This window comes from Rhodococcus sp. ACS1 (assembly GCF_002300155.1).
In the GTDB taxonomy this organism is placed as follows: domain Bacteria; phylum Actinomycetota; class Actinomycetes; order Mycobacteriales; family Mycobacteriaceae; genus Rhodococcus_F; species Rhodococcus_F koreensis.
In genome coordinates this window covers 64,454-81,970 of sequence record NZ_NSDZ01000008.1, presented here as the reverse complement: position 1 = coordinate 81,970, position 17,517 = coordinate 64,454, and the positions used below count along the sequence as shown (strand labels likewise).

Genomic DNA, 17,517 nt, shown 5'->3' with positions numbered 1-17,517 from the left:
TGGTAGCGCAATGAACAGCAACGGCTAACCGACGGTGGTCATCGTGCCCGGCCTGCGTTACCACGTCGCCGAGCACTGGCAGACTCTCTCGCCGATCGACTCGACCGGGTGCGCGTCGTTCCGCCGCTCGAGCACGACAAGCTGAGCGTGGCGGCCCGGATCGCCGCCCTCGAAGCGCTCTTCGCCCAGGCCGAGGGGCCGGTGGTCCTGGTGGCGCACAGCGCCGGTGTCCTGATCGCCGTGCACCTGCGAACACCACGAGCAGGCCGGAGACCGGAGTATGTACCATATATCTTGTTAGGCAGTCATTATCGACGTGACGATAATGACTGCCTTATGTCAACTAGCACGCCCGGTATTGCACCAGATGACCAATCCGGCACTGGTCTCACGAGCCTGGACAGTCGAACACCACCCGGTTATCAGTGAGCGTCGCGGAAAGCTTGCTCGATGTCCGCGGGTATGCGGCCGCGCGCGGAGATCTCGTAACCTTCATGGACGGCCCATTCGCGGATTTCCTTGGCCGTGCTTGCGCCCCGGGTCCGTCGGGTGCGGGGGCGGCGCCTCGGCTGTTCTTCCTGTGCGGGCCGCTCGGCCTCTTCGCTCTCGTCCGTCTCCTCGGCTTGCTCCTGTCCATCGTCCTCGGGTAGCGCTCCGTCTTCCCACTCCTGTTCGCCATCTGCGGACTCGTAACCCCCGGGGGGCTCTTCCTCGCTCTCTTCCGCCTCGACGACGTCGCTGTCGCGGATCTGGCCCGACCCTCGCTTGGTGCCGGTCGCCTCGCTCATGTCCCAGACCTGTTTCTCACCGCTCGACTGGAGCCGGCTGTTCAGCGAATCGATACGCGAGTTGACCGCGGTGACCGTCGCGGCTTTCGCGGCATTCATCAATTCTCCCCGGATCGTCTCACCGAGCTTGGCGATCTCCGGGGAACGGGCGAGCTTCGCAGTCCAGCCCCTCAGCAGATAACCCGTCCCGACGGCCACCACCAATTGACCTCTGGTTTTCATCGCCCTCACCCACAGTTCCCGAGTTGCCCCCCCGCGCACCTCGGCGTCGGCGGGCGACGAGATACGTCTTGGAACCGTTCCCGGCGGGGGTGCTTAAGCCGTACCCCAGGCAGGGGCGCTTAATCATCAGCACACACCGTCCATCGGCGGTGGGCGTTCCCAATGCCGGAAGTTTCCCCGTTTTCTCCGCATGTGACGGCGCAGGCCGCCGCTACTCTGCCACCGGGCCCACGGGATGCTGTCACGAGGCCGGTGATTCCCGTGCCGCGTACGCCGATGGCTCGGAGACAACTTCGATCGGACCGTGGCGGCTCACGCCGATCGTGACGCCCTCGTCGACCGGCCGTCGGGGCGGCGGTGGACCAGATCGAACCCGTTCAACGGCTCTACGACGCCAAGGAGCTGCCCCAGGTAGCGGCGACGGTTGGGTACGCGAAGAGCAGTGACGTGTGGCCGCCGCGAAGCCGGACGACAAATACACACCGATTCACGTCGGCGGCTCACACGGCAACTTCCCTCGCTTCACCGCGTCGACCAAAGTGGCGTGGTCGCGTTCGGTCTGATCCGCGTAGGCGTGCGCGAACCGGCTCAGTGCGACGTCGAGCGTGTCCGACTTTCCGACGTAGCCGCCGATCATCGACGCACCACTGGTCCGCGCGTGGCCCTTCGCAAGCAGGCGCCCGCAGATGCCGGCGTAGTCGGTCAGCGCTGCCGCGCTGAGGTTGTCGATCGGGACCGCTCCCTTCATGTTCCGGAACTGCCGCACGTAGTACTGCCGGCCCTCCACCGTGGTCCAGCCGAGCAACGGATCGCTGACGGTCTGCAGGGCCTGCTGGTACTCGACCACACGCCGGCCCTGGTGATCGTGCCAGGCGGACTCGCCGTGTACGAAGCGCGCCACGACGGATCGACGCGCCTGCTTGAGCTGCAGGAACACCACGTCGTCGGCACTGCTCCCTTCGCACAGCACGACGTAGGCACGCAGTCCGACGCTTCCCACGCCGACCACTTTGTGCGCGACGTCAACGACGGTGTAGCCACTGAGCAGCCGTGCCCAGTGGCTCGGCAGCGTGGTGAGGTATTCGTCGAGCCCGGCGGCGAGATGCTCGGCCTCCGCCTCGGACACCCGGGTGATCAGCGGCGGCTCCTCCACAATGCGCCGGCCGGTTTCGCCCTGCTCGGTGAACCGGGGCAGCGCCCGGTCGCTGACACGGCGCCGAGCCCGCTCCGCGGCGCGGGTGATCTCGTGGCGCAGCGACTCGTCCGACGCCGTCGCGTGCAGCCGGTCGAGGTCGAGTCGCTCGAACGAGCGCGCCAGCAATGGTTGTTCCGCGAGCCAGCGCACATGCTCGCGATAGGTGGCGACGCAGGACTGCACTGCACTCTCGCACTGCCCCTCGGTCGCCGAGTTCTGCCGGCCCGCCACCCAGATGCTCGCGGTCAAGCGCCGCAGGTCCCATTCCCAGCCGCCGGGATGCGCCTCGTCGAAGTCGTTCAGATCCAGCACCAGGTCGCGCTCCGGCGAGGCGTAGAACCCGAAGTTGCCCAGATGCGCGTCCCCGCAGATCACCGGCCGGATTCCGGTCGCCGGCAGCCCGGCGAGGTCCTGGGCCATCACGATCGCGGTGCCGCGCAGAAAACCGTACGGCGAGGCCGCCATCCGCCCCACCCTGACCGGTATGAGCGATTCCACCCGACCCTGGTGCGACACACCGATCTGATCCACCACGTCGGGGCGATCGTCCGGTGCGCGCCACTCGCCGAGCGCGGACCGCGGTGCCTGCTTGCGCAGGCGTTTGCCGAGCGCGTACCGCTCCGCCCTCGGCGTGGCCCGGCGGCGCAACGACGCGAACGACTGCCCGTCGATGGTTGGCAACACGATGTGCGCGTCCACGGTTACTGCGCGCCGACGTCGAGGATGGGCCGGCCACCACAGCGTGCAGCTTGTCCGGGTTGGCCACGTTGCGCATCAGACAACTCGATCACCGTCTCTTCGCTGTGAGCAGTAAGGATGCGTGCAGCATATCGACGGATACCTAACACTCGCGGCGAACGGTCGCCAGCCGAGAAACAACTTCTTCTCGACGTCATCTCGAAATGGGTGGGACCAGCCGACGAAGAAACCACCTCCCAGACGCTCGCGGAAATCGAGGCGACCATCGATGAGACGTACAACAATTGTTCCGGGGCAATCGAATACGACATGACTCGGGGGGACGGCACCTACTTCCAGACCTCCGGGCCCCACGTCTACGTCGAAATCGCAAGTCAGCAAGGATCAGCCGGTGCCGACATCGAGGGCGTTACGACCTCGAGCTGGGGACCTGTCCGCATGCCGCAGCGGGCGGGAAGTACTGTCGCATGAATCTCCATTCTCCGTATCAGTAAATGGAACAAGCGATTTCGATGGCCGACGGTGATCCCTTGGCGTTGTATCAGTGTCACTGCGCACCCCCGTCCGCGGACTGCCTTCGAAAAGCGCTGTCCGCTGATTCTCGGCGAGCGTGTCCCGGTCGATGTTTCCGCGGCCCAACCCCTCTGGCCGGTGCCCGATGTGAAAGCCCTCGACGTCACCGTCCTGGCCTCGGTGGGCGCAGGGGTAGATCGCCAGATCGTGGCGTCTTTTCGTGGTGGGTGCGGGCCGCGCGGGAGGCCTTGCGGGTCCCGTCGTCGGCGATGAAGCTGGAAACTCTGGTCAGATTCGCAACCGCCACAACCAGACAGAGGGCGCCCGTCACGGCGGCTGGATCAGCGGCCATCGGCATGTCATCGCTGCCTTGACCGACAGCACAACGCGGCGCCACGATGTACCCCGAAACGTTTCTAGAACTGCACGCGCAGCGAAAAGTGACGATGTGCGCCGGTGGGTCGCGCCCATCTGATACACGAGGAAAAGAAAGTGATGTGTTGTACGCCACTGTTTTGGGGCGTAGGCGTTCGGCATCATACGATCTGTTCTGCACCGGCTGATCCGATCTGCGGGTTGCCGGTGTCCACTCGGCCAGCTAAACACACAGCAGCTGAGTGCAATTCACACTTTGCAGCCACGTTCGACCGCTGGTGTAGCGGCCCCGCCGTACGCCAGCTCCGGCGGGGTTTCGCGCATTAGCTATCGGGTTGTTTGACCGGCGCGATTTCCCGTCGGGGCATCCGATCCCACAGCTCACCGAGCTATTGATGTGCGCTTCGGAAATCGACGAAATACTAAGGGGAGCAACCATTTTGCTACCTCAGACAGTTTGACAGGACCGTTTGCGGGTGACTCACTCCGACTAGGATTGCCCGGAAGCCAGCACGCAGCGCCTGCCAGACTCGACTACGGGCTCGATGAGAAGCCGGGGTATCCGACCCATCGCGACAGAATGGACCAGCCGTCATTCTGTCGCAGCCTCAAGCGCTTGCTCCGACAATGACCACGACTCCGTCTTGCCATCAACCGATATCGCAATGCACTTCATGTTTGTTGATGCACGGCGTATGAAGACGTTCTGGGTGATGCACCGTGCATCACCCAGATCCGATCGCCCTCTACGCGATGCGACTCGCTCCGGTTCGAAAAGCTCTCCTCCGCAAGGCGCCCGCACTGCCGCCCCCAAGAATCTTCCGCGCGTGGGCCAAAGCAGAAAGCGGTGCCACGTTAGGCACCGTGCATATTGTCAGCACGCTGCGGATCTCAAACCAGACCGCGCTGCCGAAATGTCCGTCTGGCGCCATCCGTGCAATCACACCAACTTCGTTCGCGGAGAGGAGAAGATCCGTCGCAAGAGATGCCCGTGGATCCAACTTCTCGGGCCGGAGGGCCACCGGACAGCAATGTGAAGCCCGCGAGATCCGGTGCAAATCGCCGCGAAGACCCGGCCCGATCTGGCCCAAGCGCCCGTCGACATCCGCGCTAAGGTGGGCGGTTCTGCACCCTTCCGTGAAGAAGTCCACGTCGCCGGACAGGCGAGCCTGAAGAGTTGGAGACCGATGCGTCCGGTCGAAATTCGCAGCACTGCGCTTGAGTGGGTGGAATAGCGCGAACGTCAAGACCGTCGACGCAGATGCGCCGCGCGGTTCGGGGAAGCCGGGCGATCTCCCGCTCATCTCCTATCGGAGAGCTAAGCTTCGCGCGTCACGGCGGGATTCTAGGCGAACAGGCAAGCAATAGCGATGTCTGCCCGTTGCGTTTTCAATGCAAGCCACGCTGCAACGGCATTGAGGTACCTCTCGCGAGCAGTCGAATGACGGATGCGTGTCGCGTCGCGCGAGCATCCCCACCAGCCGGCTCAAGAATCACGCTGGTTGCTAAGCGCCTTCCAACACCCCTAACCGGACGTCCGCCCCCGGTGATGCACCGTGCATCACCAACTTCAACGTGATGCACCGTGCATCACGCGCGAGCATCCCCACCAGCCGGCTCAAGAATCACGCTGGTTGCTAAGCGCCTTCCAACACCCCTAACCGGACGTCCGCCTCCGGTGATGCACCGTGCATCACCAACTTCAACGTGATGCACCGTGCATCACGCGCGAGCATCCCCACCAGCCGGCTCAAGAATCACGCCGGTTGCTAAGCGCCTTCCAACACCCCTAACCGGACGTCCGCCTCCGGTGATGCACCGTGCATCACCAACTTCAACGTGATGCACCGTGCATCACGTGAAGCCATCACCGTTCGACGCGCCCGTCTGGCGACACGGCCCGACACTCTCCCATCACTACCCCGCTGCTACTCACTCCATCCGGAAGCACACCCCCAACAAGCGGAGCGACGTAGGTCCGTCGACTCCTGCGACTTCAAGGATCCGCAAATTGGATCACGACCGCTCCCCTCCGCTTCAGCCGTGAAGCCACCACACTTCTAACCTCGACGATCCGACCCACCCAGTTCCAACCGATGACATGGCGTCGCGAAGGCCGCACTTGTCAGCTTCCGCGCGGCGCAGGAATTGCTCGTTCGTCGACGCCGCAACCGAGATCGACGCCGTTCAAGGTCGACCGCGACCGGTACGCCAGAGAGGTCGTTGCCGAATCCGGTGGTTGGTATCAGTTCCCGACGACCGTCACGGAAGACTCCACAGCAGTGCGGCGTTGGATGCCCGCCAGGGTGTCGCGCGCACTGCAACGTTGAGCGTTGCGAGCCGATGCGGTTCGGCGACACGAATTCGCTCTCGCGGGGCATCCCAATATTCCGTCTCGTTCGGCTACCAGATGCTGCCCTTCACAGAGCCGCCGAGCTAAATACGGTTCGCTAGCGGCAGACCAGTCTGCGTCCCCCGCGCGGCATTCATCGATATGCACATCGATCGCGGCACGCTCAGAGGTGAACAGAGGTGCTGTGCCCGGTCCAGTCGGTGGCATTCAGCGATTCTGTTCACCAAGTCTGTCGAACTGACGTATTTGTGGCACGACATTCCCTCGTCTGTTCACGACATGCGGAATCACGCATCCGCCCAGCACCATCGTTTGCGGGCGATTTGAACAGCGCCGGCACTTGGATGCGCCGCTGCTGCAGTACCGAGGTGCGGCCGATACTGCACGCCGGCGCGGACGACACTGCCGGCGATCTGTCGAACCGTGCGAGCACCCGGTCGGTCTTTTCGGAGTCCCCCGCACGTCGATGCGCCTACTGCGGTGCGGCGCCCATTTTCACACGAGGAAACTTTGGCGTGGAAGATCTGATTCTTTCGCCGGATGAATGGCATATTCGCGGCATCTCCACATGGGAAGTTCTGAGGTAGAGCGTTCATTTGTGGTTTCGACGGGAGTTCGGGTTCGGTGACGACGTGGAAGCGTCGGGGGCGTTTGCACGCCATCAATTGAGCGAGACCTGCCACCATTTTCTCGTGGCGCTGAAAGTATGACGTCGCCGGGATGGCCGATTCTCAATTTGGGCTGAGTTCCGTGGCACGCCGACGGTCGTGGTGGCTGTCTGTGGCCCGGCTTCCGGACACCGTGGGGCAGTGTGACTCTCGGTATCACACAGATTTGATTCATCACGTGACGTTTCTGGGGTGGTGTGATTGCCTATGGAGTTCACGCACTATTTGATCAAATATATCGGCCCATCGCGGGGTGCCGTTCGCATACGATTCGGACCCAGATTTGTGTCCGAAAGAGGCCTCTGTGCGTCAATCTCGAGTTTTATTTAACTCGGCGTGTCGCTGCGCGGTTTAGTTAAACCCAAAGAGCAGGATTTAAGGCATGACAACTCGGAAAAGTCGGGGCGGGCGCCCAGCCCGCGACGTCGCCGTTCGCCATATCGGGGTTGAGTTCCCCGCGGAGATCGCCGACCGGATTCTCGCACCGGTTGACGATGGTCGTGTCAAGACAATCACCGATCGAATGATCGCGCTTGTTCAGCTGGCTCTCGAGAACGAGCCAGCGATTCCGGCGCAAGCCAGACAGGAAGAGTTGCCGATGACGGGCTGAACAGAGCCCAAAAAAGGCGAAACCCCCCTTCGCTCGCCAGCTCCGGGGGTTCCGCTCGTCGTACAAACCGCCACGCAAGGGAGGAGGTCTGCCTTCTATGAGTATAGAGCGTTCGATTCGTCGTGCGCGCGCGACACGACGTGATAGTGGTGTACGCGGCCTCTCATCTCAGCGTCAACGTGACAATTCCGTAGACGCAGACCTCATGTCGCCGGCTCTGCTGGCGTTCACGCATGCCGTGAGGAGGTGTCGCTTCCAGTAGTGAAAACGTCGGTGGGTCCCACCGTTTTCGGATGAGACCCACCGCCCATATTTGGCCGTTCCAACACGACCGCTCCTGTGATTGGCAGTCCCGCGAGCAGTCGTGTCGATACCGTGCGCTCTTGTCAGGGTAAGCCATGTCCTGCTGGTGATGCCAGCGACTCACGGCAACAACCTGGTTAAGGGCGCGTGAAAGGCGCGTCATGCACCCCAATTCCGCCGCAATTGCGGCCGTTTTTTCCTCCAACCCTGTTCCCATTAACCCCGGTGAGGGCGTTTCCTCGACCGAAGACCCCGAATGGGACGCTTTCGTCGCCGCAGCTGTTGACCGCGTCAATCGTGTCGAGCAGCTCAACGCGGAGAGCGAGCAGCGGGGTCGTTCCTGGTCGCTACCCGTTGATCCTGGCCGACAGGCCTCTACGCCGGCATGGACCGGGAGGGCTGCTTGGCAAGTTCAGGTCCGTAAAGTGCTGAACTCCCGGACCGGAAGCGAGGTTTGCCGACGGTTCAATGTCAGCACAGAGTTCGTGTTCGCAGTGGCTGTGACGATGGCCTCGTTCGCAGAGCGGTCGACGGGCCGGCGCGTATGCGCCTCGAGAGACACGATCGCCCATCGCAGCGGAGTCAGCGTGTCAGTGGTGAAACGCGCAAGGAGGGCACTTCGAACTCTTTCCGTCGCCCGAGAGATGGTGCGAGGGAGGTACCTGAGCGGTGACGAAGCGCACGCTGCTGAATCTCATCACGGGCGGATTCAACGTCGCGCGGCGTCTGTCTGGGCACTGATGTCGCCGAAGTCCGTGGTCATCGCGGTAGGGCGGGCGACTAAGAAGGTAGCTAAGAAGGTTCGTCGCTCCAACGTTCGTCCTCGCTCGACTTATCCCCAATTGGTCGCTCGTGGCCCCCTATCCCCTTCTAGGGGATTTAAGTTGTTATCTCTTGTTAGAGAGTTATCACCAAAGCGCGCGCGAACGCGCGCAGGCGAGCAACCAAAAAATGCAGGGATCCCGGGGCGGCACCCGCGACCGATTGAGCTGCAACGCACTGCCGCCGACCTGCTTTTTCATTCACCCGTTTTCGCTTCAACTGCGCATATCGGGTCAGTTTGCGAGGTTCTCGCGAGTACTGGCGTTGACGAAAGTCGCTGGTCCGGACGTGACATCGCCGCTGAGCTCACGCGTGACACCCAGCAGAGAGGCTGGGTGTGGCCACAGCACATCGAGAACCCAGTCGGATACCTACGTTGGCGGATGAAGCAGATCGATTGGACGCGCCCCTCACCCTCAGAGATGGCCCAAAAAGCGGCCCAGGAGGCCCGTCAGCGCATTGCCGACCGCGATGCGCGTCTCAGTCGCCGAGATCAGCTGGCGGCGTCCCCAGGGCATCGTCAGAGGTGTAGGCAGGCATTCGCGGCGATGCACGATCCACGAAAGGGTGGGGCACAGATCTGAACACGGCCGATGCGGCAAACCAGTTTGGCGCAGGTGACGCGCGGAGGTCAGACGTCCCTCGGTGATTCGCAGCATCGTCGTTTGCCACCGCAATGCGCGTGGCCGGTCCAAGGATCAATCCCGGCTACGAGTGGAATGCAGAAAGGCAACGACCCCACCTGATTTCCTAGACCTCAGGACGTTGTCTGACCGCGTCCGCGACCCTCGCGTGTAGCACCGCCACTAATTGCCATCGGCAGGACAGGTTGACTGTCCGTGCGCTCCGGACACCAGCGTCGTTTTCCGTCTGTCGCATAGCCTTTGACTGCAAGCAAAGAACGCGAGTGAGCCGCAGTTTCGTTTGCCCGCTCCCTCGAAGCTGAGATGAAGTGTTACGCGCAAGGAAGCACGGCGATCGGGATCGGTTCGCCGCTGATCCTGACGAGGGGTGGGTGAACCGTGCCTGTGTGTCCGCAGTCGGACCGACGTCGAAACTATTCGGCGGTAACGGGTTTACGAACCGATTCACCGCAAGTATTCGAGGGTGCGCATGGACTACTAGCCGACCAGCAGTAGTTTGGCACCTCGTTTGACAGGGACACCACCGGGCTCCCGCGTGAGACACGATTCACGGACCGCAGCAAGATTGCAGATTGAGCGCTAGCACAACGCCGGCAATGCACGAAGCGCATGACCCACCGCAATTTGAATGCGCCTGTGACTGATGCGAACTGATCGACAGCACCGCCTCTACTGGGGTCTCGTTCCGCGAATCTTGAGTCGAATGACTGTCGGCGGAGAGCATTTGTCGTCCGCGATGAGAACCGCGAGTGCTGGGTGCCCCTCCCCCGAATAGATCCGCGGTACCTGGCTACAGGGCCGCCTACTCGAACACACTGTCAGCCACGATGGAACCCACGAACCCACTGGACCACCATCCTTCGAAGCTGCTGAGTCAAGTGACTGTCGCATCAGGCTCGGCGCAAAATTGGTGTCGGAAAGCTGACCATCTCTGCCGCGATCGAAGGCGTCGGCTTCGGACGCGAGCGGCACTGCAGGATGGACGTCGAGCCGCTGTCCAACATCGACGGGCGTGAACGTAAGCAGTGAAGGCGTGCTATCGATCAGCTCCTCGGGTGCGACGTCAAACCCGCGTGGATGCGTGCTCGCCATTCCAACAAGGATGCGGAGTCGCGTGTCCGTGTCCGTGTCTGTGTCCGGCGGCAGTTCACGGGGCTCGTCTAGTCTGTCGTCTGTGTCGCTACGGATGATCGGCGACAACTTTTTGGGTACTGGCAACCGACAACTCCTATGCGGTCGCGTGGATGCGATGACGCCGAGCTGGAACCTCGGGGGTTTGGTTCGTGAGTTGCTGGCCTGAACCTGTTGGGTGATGCACCGTGCATCACCCATGAGTTCGGTCGGACGGGTCCTGACGTTCGCCGGCAGGGGCACACGGTGCGGATGACTGCAGGATCCAGCCAACTCGCGACTGGACGGATCGAGCGGCGCATGATCCGAGTCGCATTGGCCGGCTATGAAGCCGCGATCTTTGCCGCGGTAGTCCTTTGCCTGGCACTAGGCAAAGATTGCTACTTGTCCGGGATCCCGCATTGAGTGTTTGCCGACTGGAGCGAGTCGAGTTCGCCTGCGTATATCGCCACTGGACAGCTTGGCCTTCGGCGAAGTAGAGGGGCCACCGAAATGGCATCGGCGCCCGCTAATTGATAAGCCTCCCGGCGCGGAGCTTGAAGCAGTGGCTAAGAAGGTTTGCTGAGCGCTTCGTGTGTGAGCGTGGGCGTGCAGGCTGAGTCAGCAAGCGGATGAAGTATCCATCGTGAGCCATCCCTTGGTGATGCACCGTGCATCACCAGATCCGCTCTTGGGTGATGCACCGTGCATCACCAAGGGGTCCGTGCCCGGTGACCTGGTGGCGTTGACTGTTGGGTAGTGAGTCGATGACACGGTCGTTCCGAGTGTGAACGGTTCCGTGATGCACGGTGCATCACGTCGATACTCCCCGGGTGATGCACGGTGCATCACACGGGTGGACTGTGCACCTTGTTTCCGGTGAAGGCATGAGCCCCCAGTCGATGCGGTTGGGTGGTTCTGAGAGTGAACGCTCTGGTGATGCACCGTGCATCACCCCGAGGGTTGAATAGCCGTCTCTTACTCGTAAGCGTTAGACCGCTCAGGATTGAACTGGCAGTGAAACCAACTTGAGTGATGCACGGTGCATCACCCGGCGCGATCCCCCGGTGATGCACCGTGCATCACCGGACCCGCTCCTCTGGGGTGATGCACCGTGCATCACCGGACGGCGGACTATCGACCTTGGTTTCGGTGCCATTGACTCGCAGGAGTTGAGCGGACGGCATGGCCCCCAGTCGACGCAGCTGGGTAGTTCTGAGTGAGAACCATCCGGTGATGCACGGTGCATCACCCCGGGGGTGAATGGCCCGTTCCTCACTCGTAAGCGTTAGACCGCTGAGGGTTGATTTGGCAGTGAAACCAACCCTGGTGATGCACCGTGCATCACCCGGTGCAATCCTCCCCGGTGATGCACCGTGCATCACCAGGGGTCCCCGCCCGGCGCCGGTGGCGTTGACTACTGGGTAGTGAGTTGATGGCATGCTCGTCGGAGCGTGAACGGGCCCGTGATGCACGGTGCATCACCAGGCGCGCACCTTGGGTGATGCACCGTGCATCACCCAAGGTGCGACACGCCGCAGGAGATACCAACGGAGGCAGTTCGTTCCCAGTACGCTCCTTCTCAAATACATGCAAAGCATGCTTCGAGAATGGAGGACGATGAACGCCGGAGTTACATCCGAAATGGTGGCCAGCTCATCGACCAGTCCGGCCGAGGTGAAGCGCAAGCCGGCCGCGCGTAAACCGGCAGGTAGGAAGACGGCGAGTCGATTTCGCAAATACGCGGGCGGCGAGGAAAGTGAGGAACTCGCCGCCGCAGCATCCTCCGGTGTCCCTGCGCAGTCTAATGGTGACGGAGATACGGGTGGCATCACCGCCGCACTTGTAGGTCTGGCAGCCGCCGATGGTCAGACTGTTGTGCAGGTGCCGGTGCATCAGACCGTCCCACACCCCTTCAACGATCCGGACAGGTCGAAGCCTCAGACTGGTGATCCGAAGTGGGATGAACTGGTCAATGGTGCGAGGGCGAGCGGAATCAAGGTTCCCGGGCTGCTCGTAACCCGGGAGGGATTCCTCGCGAAACGGCCCGACCTCGCGCACGCGATTGGTGACGATGCCGAGTATGTCGTCATCTACGGGCACCGTCGCCGCGCCGCCGCTATTGCAGCCGGCTTGGCAACAATTCCGGCGGTGATCGATGACGCAGTGATGGACGATCACGGCGACCTCGACGCCATGACGTTGGAGAATCTCGGACGCCAGGATCTCTCGGAGATCGCTGAGGCCCAGATGTTCGCTCGGTATTCCGAGTTGGGGTTGTCGCAGCGCGCCATAGCCGAGAAGCTCGGCGTCGATCAGGCGACCGTGTCCAGGCGATTGTCGCTGCTACTTCTTGCCCCCGAGGTCCAGGCGGCGATCGCGGAGGACGCGATTCGCAGCGCCGAGGGTGCCGCTTTGGCGGGAGCACTCCCCTACGGTCCTGCTCGAAGCTGGCAGAAGAAGGGGGAACCAGGTCAGGACACGGACGCCCGTCGTTCCGAGCAACTCGCGGCGTTCACGCTGATTGCGGAGCGCGGAATGAGCCCTACGCGTGCCGCTGAACGTGTGTTGACCGAGCGGAACTCGCGCGCGCAAGCATTGGCTGCGGGTCTCGAAATTGTGGATCCCCGCGAGCGGTTCGGTGCGAGCTTTCATGAGCATCGTCTGTTCGACGTATCCGATGTCGATTTCGCGAGCGCCGACGTCGTCGGCGCGATTGATCCGGGTCAGGGAACGCTTGTCTACTATGCGGTCGACAAACCCTCTGACGAGGTTGAGGATGCCGCGAAGCTAGAGGCGGAAGCGAGGGCGGCCGCAGTGAAGGCGCGTCGCGAAGCGGGCATAAAGCTCGTGGCAACTGTCCCGTCGCGGGAGAAGTTGGTGACCTACTTCATCGACCAGTACGCGTATGGCGTTTCCGCGCTCGCGACGAGTGCGGAGGGGTGGCGGTTGGCGCAGGCATACGTGCGGCTGGAGGGTCTCGACGCGACCGAGTTCCGGGTGAGCGCTCAGAACGGCGACGAGAAGCGCCGCAGTGAGATTGCCTGGGCCTGCGCGGTCGCAGGTTATGAACTTGCGGCAGCGGATGGATCTCGCGAGTGGGGGCCGTCGGACCTCACGTATCTGGACCTGCTGTCTGAGCGAGCCGACTATAAGCCGACCGCTTGGGAGGAAGCCCGCCTCGACGCTGCGCGACGCGCGCTTCGGGTCGCCGAGTGATCCCGGTGATGCACGGTGCATCACCGACGTTCGTATCTCCCTCCGCCGGGTGTTGCACCGTGCATCACCCGGAAGTGGACATCAACCAAATCCAGAACCTTCAAACCACAAGGAGTTCCCGTGGCTACCTACGCTGTAGCAACCCTGTCCGGTAGTGCCGGCAAGACCACGACGGTCACGTCGACCGCGACGTTGCTCGCCCAGGATGGATACCGCGTCCGAGTTCTCGACATGGACAGTCAGGCAAACGCGAGTACGTGGCTCGGATATCCCGAGGCCTCTGGCAAGACCGCTGCCGATGTTCTGCGGCGCAACGCTTCCATCAAGGAGGTCGAACGCCCCGCGCGGGTGCTTCGGGGCTACGACGAAGGTGACCAACCGGTATATGAGGAGATTCCGAACCTCACGATTGTGCCCGCCGCCCGCGACACGCTCGACAAATTGATCGTGGAGTTGCCCGCGGTGACCGGTGGTGTGCTCCATCTGCGTGACGCCCTCGAAGAAGCGGATCCGGTCGACGTCACCCTGATCGACTCCCCCGGCTCTCTGAATGTTCTCGTGATCGCCGGTATTCTCGCGACAACGGTCGAGGAGGAAGGACCGTACGGGTCGTGGGGTCTGATCACGTGCACGAAGCCGTCCGGTAAGGAGAACGAGGGCATCCCGGCGTTGGAGCAGGAATTGCGGAAGATCAAGCGGACTTACCGAGTCGATGTTCCGTTGCTGTCTATCGTTCCCTGCGCGGTGCCGCCGATCGGCGACGTCTACCGTGAGCAGATGGACGATCTGCTGAGTGAGTACGAGGACCGGGTGACGCCTCCGATTCGCCGCGCGAGCATCGTGGACGAGGCCTACACGAACTACGTTCCGGTGCCGATCTACGGTTACAGGGCAAAGACGGTCACCAGCGACTACCGAGCCGCGCTGACTCACATGCAGAAGCTGGGTCTGTTCGGACAACGGGCAGTGGTCGCGTAGGGGCTGGAGGCCACCTGTGGTGAACGATGTTGGGCGGCATATGCGGCCTTCGCGTGGGACGAGTACCGTCAATGTGCCTCATGATCTGCACGCGCTCGCCCGGGCCGCTGTACGCCTCGTGCGGCGCAAGACTGGGCGGCCGTACTCTCTGATGCAGTTCACGCAGGAGGCGTTCGCTGCGCAACTGAGAGTGATAGCCGAGACCTACAACGATGGTCGCGCGATCCAGCCTGATGCTGAGCCGTTGGAGCCCGGTAAGGCGGTGTGAGGTAGGGCGCCCGGCGCGGAGAGTCTCCAGGGCAGGGCGGATTGGCGTAGCAAGCCGTCGTCGGCGTAATTGGGCGGCGCGGGAGCCCTGTGCTGGATGGTCATGGTCCAACCAGGGGTTGCCGATCGAGTGCCGCGCGCCGCGCCGTGGGTTGTGAGCCAGGATCAGGTGGTGGCCGTCCGGTGCCTCGTCGCGATCAATAGTGCATCGGCGGGTTCGTTCGCGCTGATCGTGTCGTGGCGAACAGTCAATCTCGTGATGGGCGACGGATTCGGCTCCACAGTCCACGGCATGCGTACGCGGTTGCAGCGCTGCCGCCGAATATCAAAATGATCAGGAACGAGATCCCGGCAACCGAGGTAACGCTGCGGCCCCAGATCCAACTCCAGCCCATCGAGAGACCGGGTCCGAGCGCTGCGAGGCCGAACGCGAGGAGCACGACGAGACCCACGATTGTGTCTCGGGAGAACCTGGTTGCGGTCACTGTCACCGCGTCACCATATCGGGACAGGGGTCTCCACCGGGGCCATCCTCCCCGCCCACCACTTCGCCGCTTTCGATGATCGACGTGCGTGCCCCGGTTCGGTTGTCGGTCTCAGTCAGCCCTGACACCGAGATACAGGCGGAGTGCGTGCTCGACCAGCGCGCTGCGGCTACCCGCCGACCACTCTTCGGCAAGCGCATCGAGTGTTGCGGTATCGGAGGCAATGATCCCGGCAAGGGGTACACGAGCCTGGATTTCGCTGTGCCGTCGGCGGCGCGGTTGTGCACTGGTCTCCCGCCGCTTGAAGAGCCCAGCGCTTGATTGAGGTTCTTCTGTGCTCCAACGGCGTTGAAGTTCGCCAGCGTGCCTCTCAACTGCATCGAGGACCACTTGGCCGTACGGTCGCGCGGTCGCACGGTCGCGCTGCCGTTCCTCGAGCGTGAGTTGGCGCAGTGCTGTGTACACCGCCGGGGGTAGATAGACCTCAGGAGGAGCGGTCCGTATCGGTGCGGTGCTGCTGTCGTTGCGTGTTTTGGGCTTCCGGCGGGGTGCGAGGACCGGCTTTGACGCTTCAGACTGCGGTTGGGCGGCTTCAGGTTCGACGTTCCTTGATTCTGGCGAGGCGTCGTCTGATTCGGGCGGCTCGGGCAACACCAGGGGTGAGGGTTTCGCGACGGCCTTCGCATCCTCTTCTTCTTGATCGTCCGATGAGGGCGCGGATTGCGGGGTCTCGTCGACCGTTTCGGTGACGATGCTCAGCGTGGGGAGCAAGTCATCGAGATCTCCAAGGGCGCCCGGGTTGAATGCAGCCTTCCGGCGTCGGGCGCTCACGCCACTCCCCCGGAGATTTCATTCTTCTCCGCCGACGTTATGCGGCTGAGAATTTCGCGGGTAAGTGATTGGTAGTCGCTTGCGAGACCGGAGGGGTCTCGGGACCACAAGCGCTCGCCGATGCGCTTCTTGTCGCGTAGTCGCTGGATCCGATTCTTCAGGTGGTCCTCGGCGGCGGCGACCAGTTCGGCAGGGGTCAGGTGACCGTTCCGGAGGTCAACGGCGGCTGCCTTTTCGGACCGAATGAAGGTGTTGAACGGCGCAGCGCCGCTGCCGTCGAGCAGATCCTCAACCTGCTCGAAAATCTCACGGTTCCGGGCTGTCGCGCGAGGGTTTGCATCAAAGAGAACGACACCGAGAAGTTGGATGAGGGAACCGCTCTGACGCGCTCGAAGATAGCGAGCTGCGAGGAGCTCCACACCGGACAAGCTTGCATCGTCTTCCTTGGTCGGCACGAGGAGATACCGCGCGGTACCCAACAGTGCGTCGAGTAGTGGGGCATCTCCTGGGCCTGAATCGATCAGAATAAGGTCGTAGTGTTCGACTGACTGCAATTCGGTGAGGGCGGAGACGAGATTGGCCCGCAGATCCATCCCTGATTGGGCGGCGGTGGCCGCGATCGCGCCGATAACCGCGAGTGCCGGTCCCCCGGAGATGAGGTCGAGATTCGGTCGGACCTCTCTGATGGGTCCTAGTGGGTGTGCGTACTGAAGGGCCATGCTGAGGCTCTTCCCGTTGTCCCCCTCGGCACCCAGATCCGAGGTTGTGACGTTCGCTTGCTGGTCCGCGTCAACGACGAGTACCCGGCGTCCCGCCGCTGAGACCATGGCTGCGACCGCTGCGACGATTGAGCTCTTGCCGACACCGCCCTTTTGGTTGGCGACTAGCAGACTGCGCGGGAGCTGCGTTGGTGACATGCCTAGCACGGTACGACTGTGTGATAGGTGGGACGGCCAACGACACGCCCTTGGATAAGGGGGTGTAACACGTCATGAGTGCCACCGTGGCTCAGGCGATGATCCGTGTCTGTTCAGGAGTAGTTGGGAAGGCTGTGTCACGGATCTTTGTCTTGGTCTTGTCGACTGGTGATGACAAAGGTCTTGTAGACCATCGTGGGATTGGTCGGGATGACGATCATGCACATGGCTGATTCAAAGGTGGTTGACCAGGTCATGGTCAAGGTGATTGAGATGGTCGATGTAGAGGTTCCTGATCAGGGCGTTGGTAGGATCTTCGGTCCGCCCAGAGCTGAGGTACTTGCCTACGTCATAGCTAAGGCCATATCTAGTGTCATAGACATAAGTCCATGTCAGAAGGTATTTTTCGCTCCCAATGTGCACACCAAAGCGACTCGGATGGAGGCAGTGTGGCCTCCCGAATGCTTGGCTTTGCACATTGGGGGAGTGGCCTTTGCGCGTTCCGCGGCACGAGACTG

The 17,517-nt window shown here is 62.4% G+C and carries 8 protein-coding genes and 1 pseudogene; 5 read left to right on the top strand and 4 right to left on the bottom strand.

The genetic code is table 11. The annotated features are described in order from the left end of the window. Positions 1–34 precede the first annotated feature (34 nt). A pseudogene (locus CJ179_RS53170) lies at positions 35–246 on the top strand (alpha/beta hydrolase); the annotation flags it as partial. A 176-nt stretch (positions 247–422) separates the two neighbouring features. On the opposite strand, the gene CJ179_RS34710 reads toward CJ179_RS53170, so the two are convergent. Beyond that, entirely contained in the window at positions 423–1,010 is a 588-nt protein-coding gene (locus CJ179_RS34710; protein WP_095864791.1) for a histone-like nucleoid-structuring protein Lsr2, read from the bottom strand. A 487-nt stretch (positions 1,011–1,497) separates the two neighbouring features. After that, a complete protein-coding gene (locus tag CJ179_RS34705; protein ID WP_073366952.1) occupies positions 1,498–2,904 on the bottom strand; it encodes a DUF2252 domain-containing protein in 1,407 nt (468 codons plus the stop codon). 117 nt (positions 2,905–3,021) lie between these two features. Here CJ179_RS34705 and CJ179_RS34700 point away from each other — a divergent pair, with 117 nt between their 5' ends. The 4 genes from CJ179_RS34700 (at position 3,022) to CJ179_RS34675 (ending at position 14,499) form a co-directional block, all read left to right on the top strand. Continuing rightward, positions 3,022–3,375: a DUF3500 domain-containing protein gene (locus CJ179_RS34700; RefSeq protein ID WP_095864388.1), complete on the top strand. Its 354-nt coding sequence runs from the start codon at positions 3,022–3,024 to the stop codon at positions 3,373–3,375. 3,820 nt (positions 3,376–7,195) lie between these two features. After that, positions 7,196–7,423 (top strand): hypothetical protein, encoded by a 228-nt coding sequence (locus tag CJ179_RS34690; protein WP_005262432.1) that lies wholly within the window; start codon positions 7,196–7,198, stop codon positions 7,421–7,423. 4,499 nt (positions 7,424–11,922) lie between these two features. After that, positions 11,923–13,521 (top strand): ParB/RepB/Spo0J family partition protein, encoded by a 1,599-nt coding sequence (locus CJ179_RS34680; RefSeq protein ID WP_257015929.1) that lies wholly within the window; start codon positions 11,923–11,925, stop codon positions 13,519–13,521. 120 nt (positions 13,522–13,641) lie between these two features. After that, a complete protein-coding gene (locus tag CJ179_RS34675; RefSeq protein WP_095864385.1) occupies positions 13,642–14,499 on the top strand; it encodes a ParA family protein in 858 nt (285 codons plus the stop codon). A gap of 863 nt (positions 14,500–15,362) precedes the next feature. Here the strand turns inward: CJ179_RS34675 and CJ179_RS34660 are convergent. Together CJ179_RS34660 and CJ179_RS34655 are read right to left on the bottom strand one after the other, a co-directional pair. Next, on the bottom strand, positions 15,363–16,082 hold the full coding sequence (locus CJ179_RS34660) for a hypothetical protein (protein WP_073366957.1): 720 nt from the start codon (positions 16,080–16,082) through the stop codon (positions 15,363–15,365). After that, complete coding sequence (locus CJ179_RS34655) at positions 16,079–16,999, bottom strand: ParA family protein (RefSeq protein ID WP_073366958.1); 921 nt, start codon at positions 16,997–16,999, stop codon at positions 16,079–16,081. The genes CJ179_RS34660 and CJ179_RS34655 overlap by 4 nt, the downstream gene beginning before the upstream one ends. Between the last annotated feature and the right edge of the window lie 518 nt (positions 17,000–17,517).

Excerpts from the sequence above, each read along its gene's own strand:
- CJ179_RS34710 (WP_095864791.1), bottom strand. The coding sequence starts at position 1,010 with ATGAAAACCAGAGGTCAATTGGTGGTGGCCGTCGGGACGGGTTATCTG.
- CJ179_RS34700 (WP_095864388.1), top strand. The coding sequence starts at position 3,022 with ATGCGTGCAGCATATCGACGGATACCTAACACTCGCGGCGAACGGTCG.
- CJ179_RS34690 (WP_005262432.1), top strand. The coding sequence starts at position 7,196 with ATGACAACTCGGAAAAGTCGGGGCGGGCGCCCAGCCCGCGACGTCGCC.
- CJ179_RS34680 (WP_257015929.1), top strand. The coding sequence starts at position 11,923 with ATGAACGCCGGAGTTACATCCGAAATGGTGGCCAGCTCATCGACCAGT.
- CJ179_RS34655 (WP_073366958.1), bottom strand. The coding sequence starts at position 16,999 with ATGTCACCAACGCAGCTCCCGCGCAGTCTGCTAGTCGCCAACCAAAAG.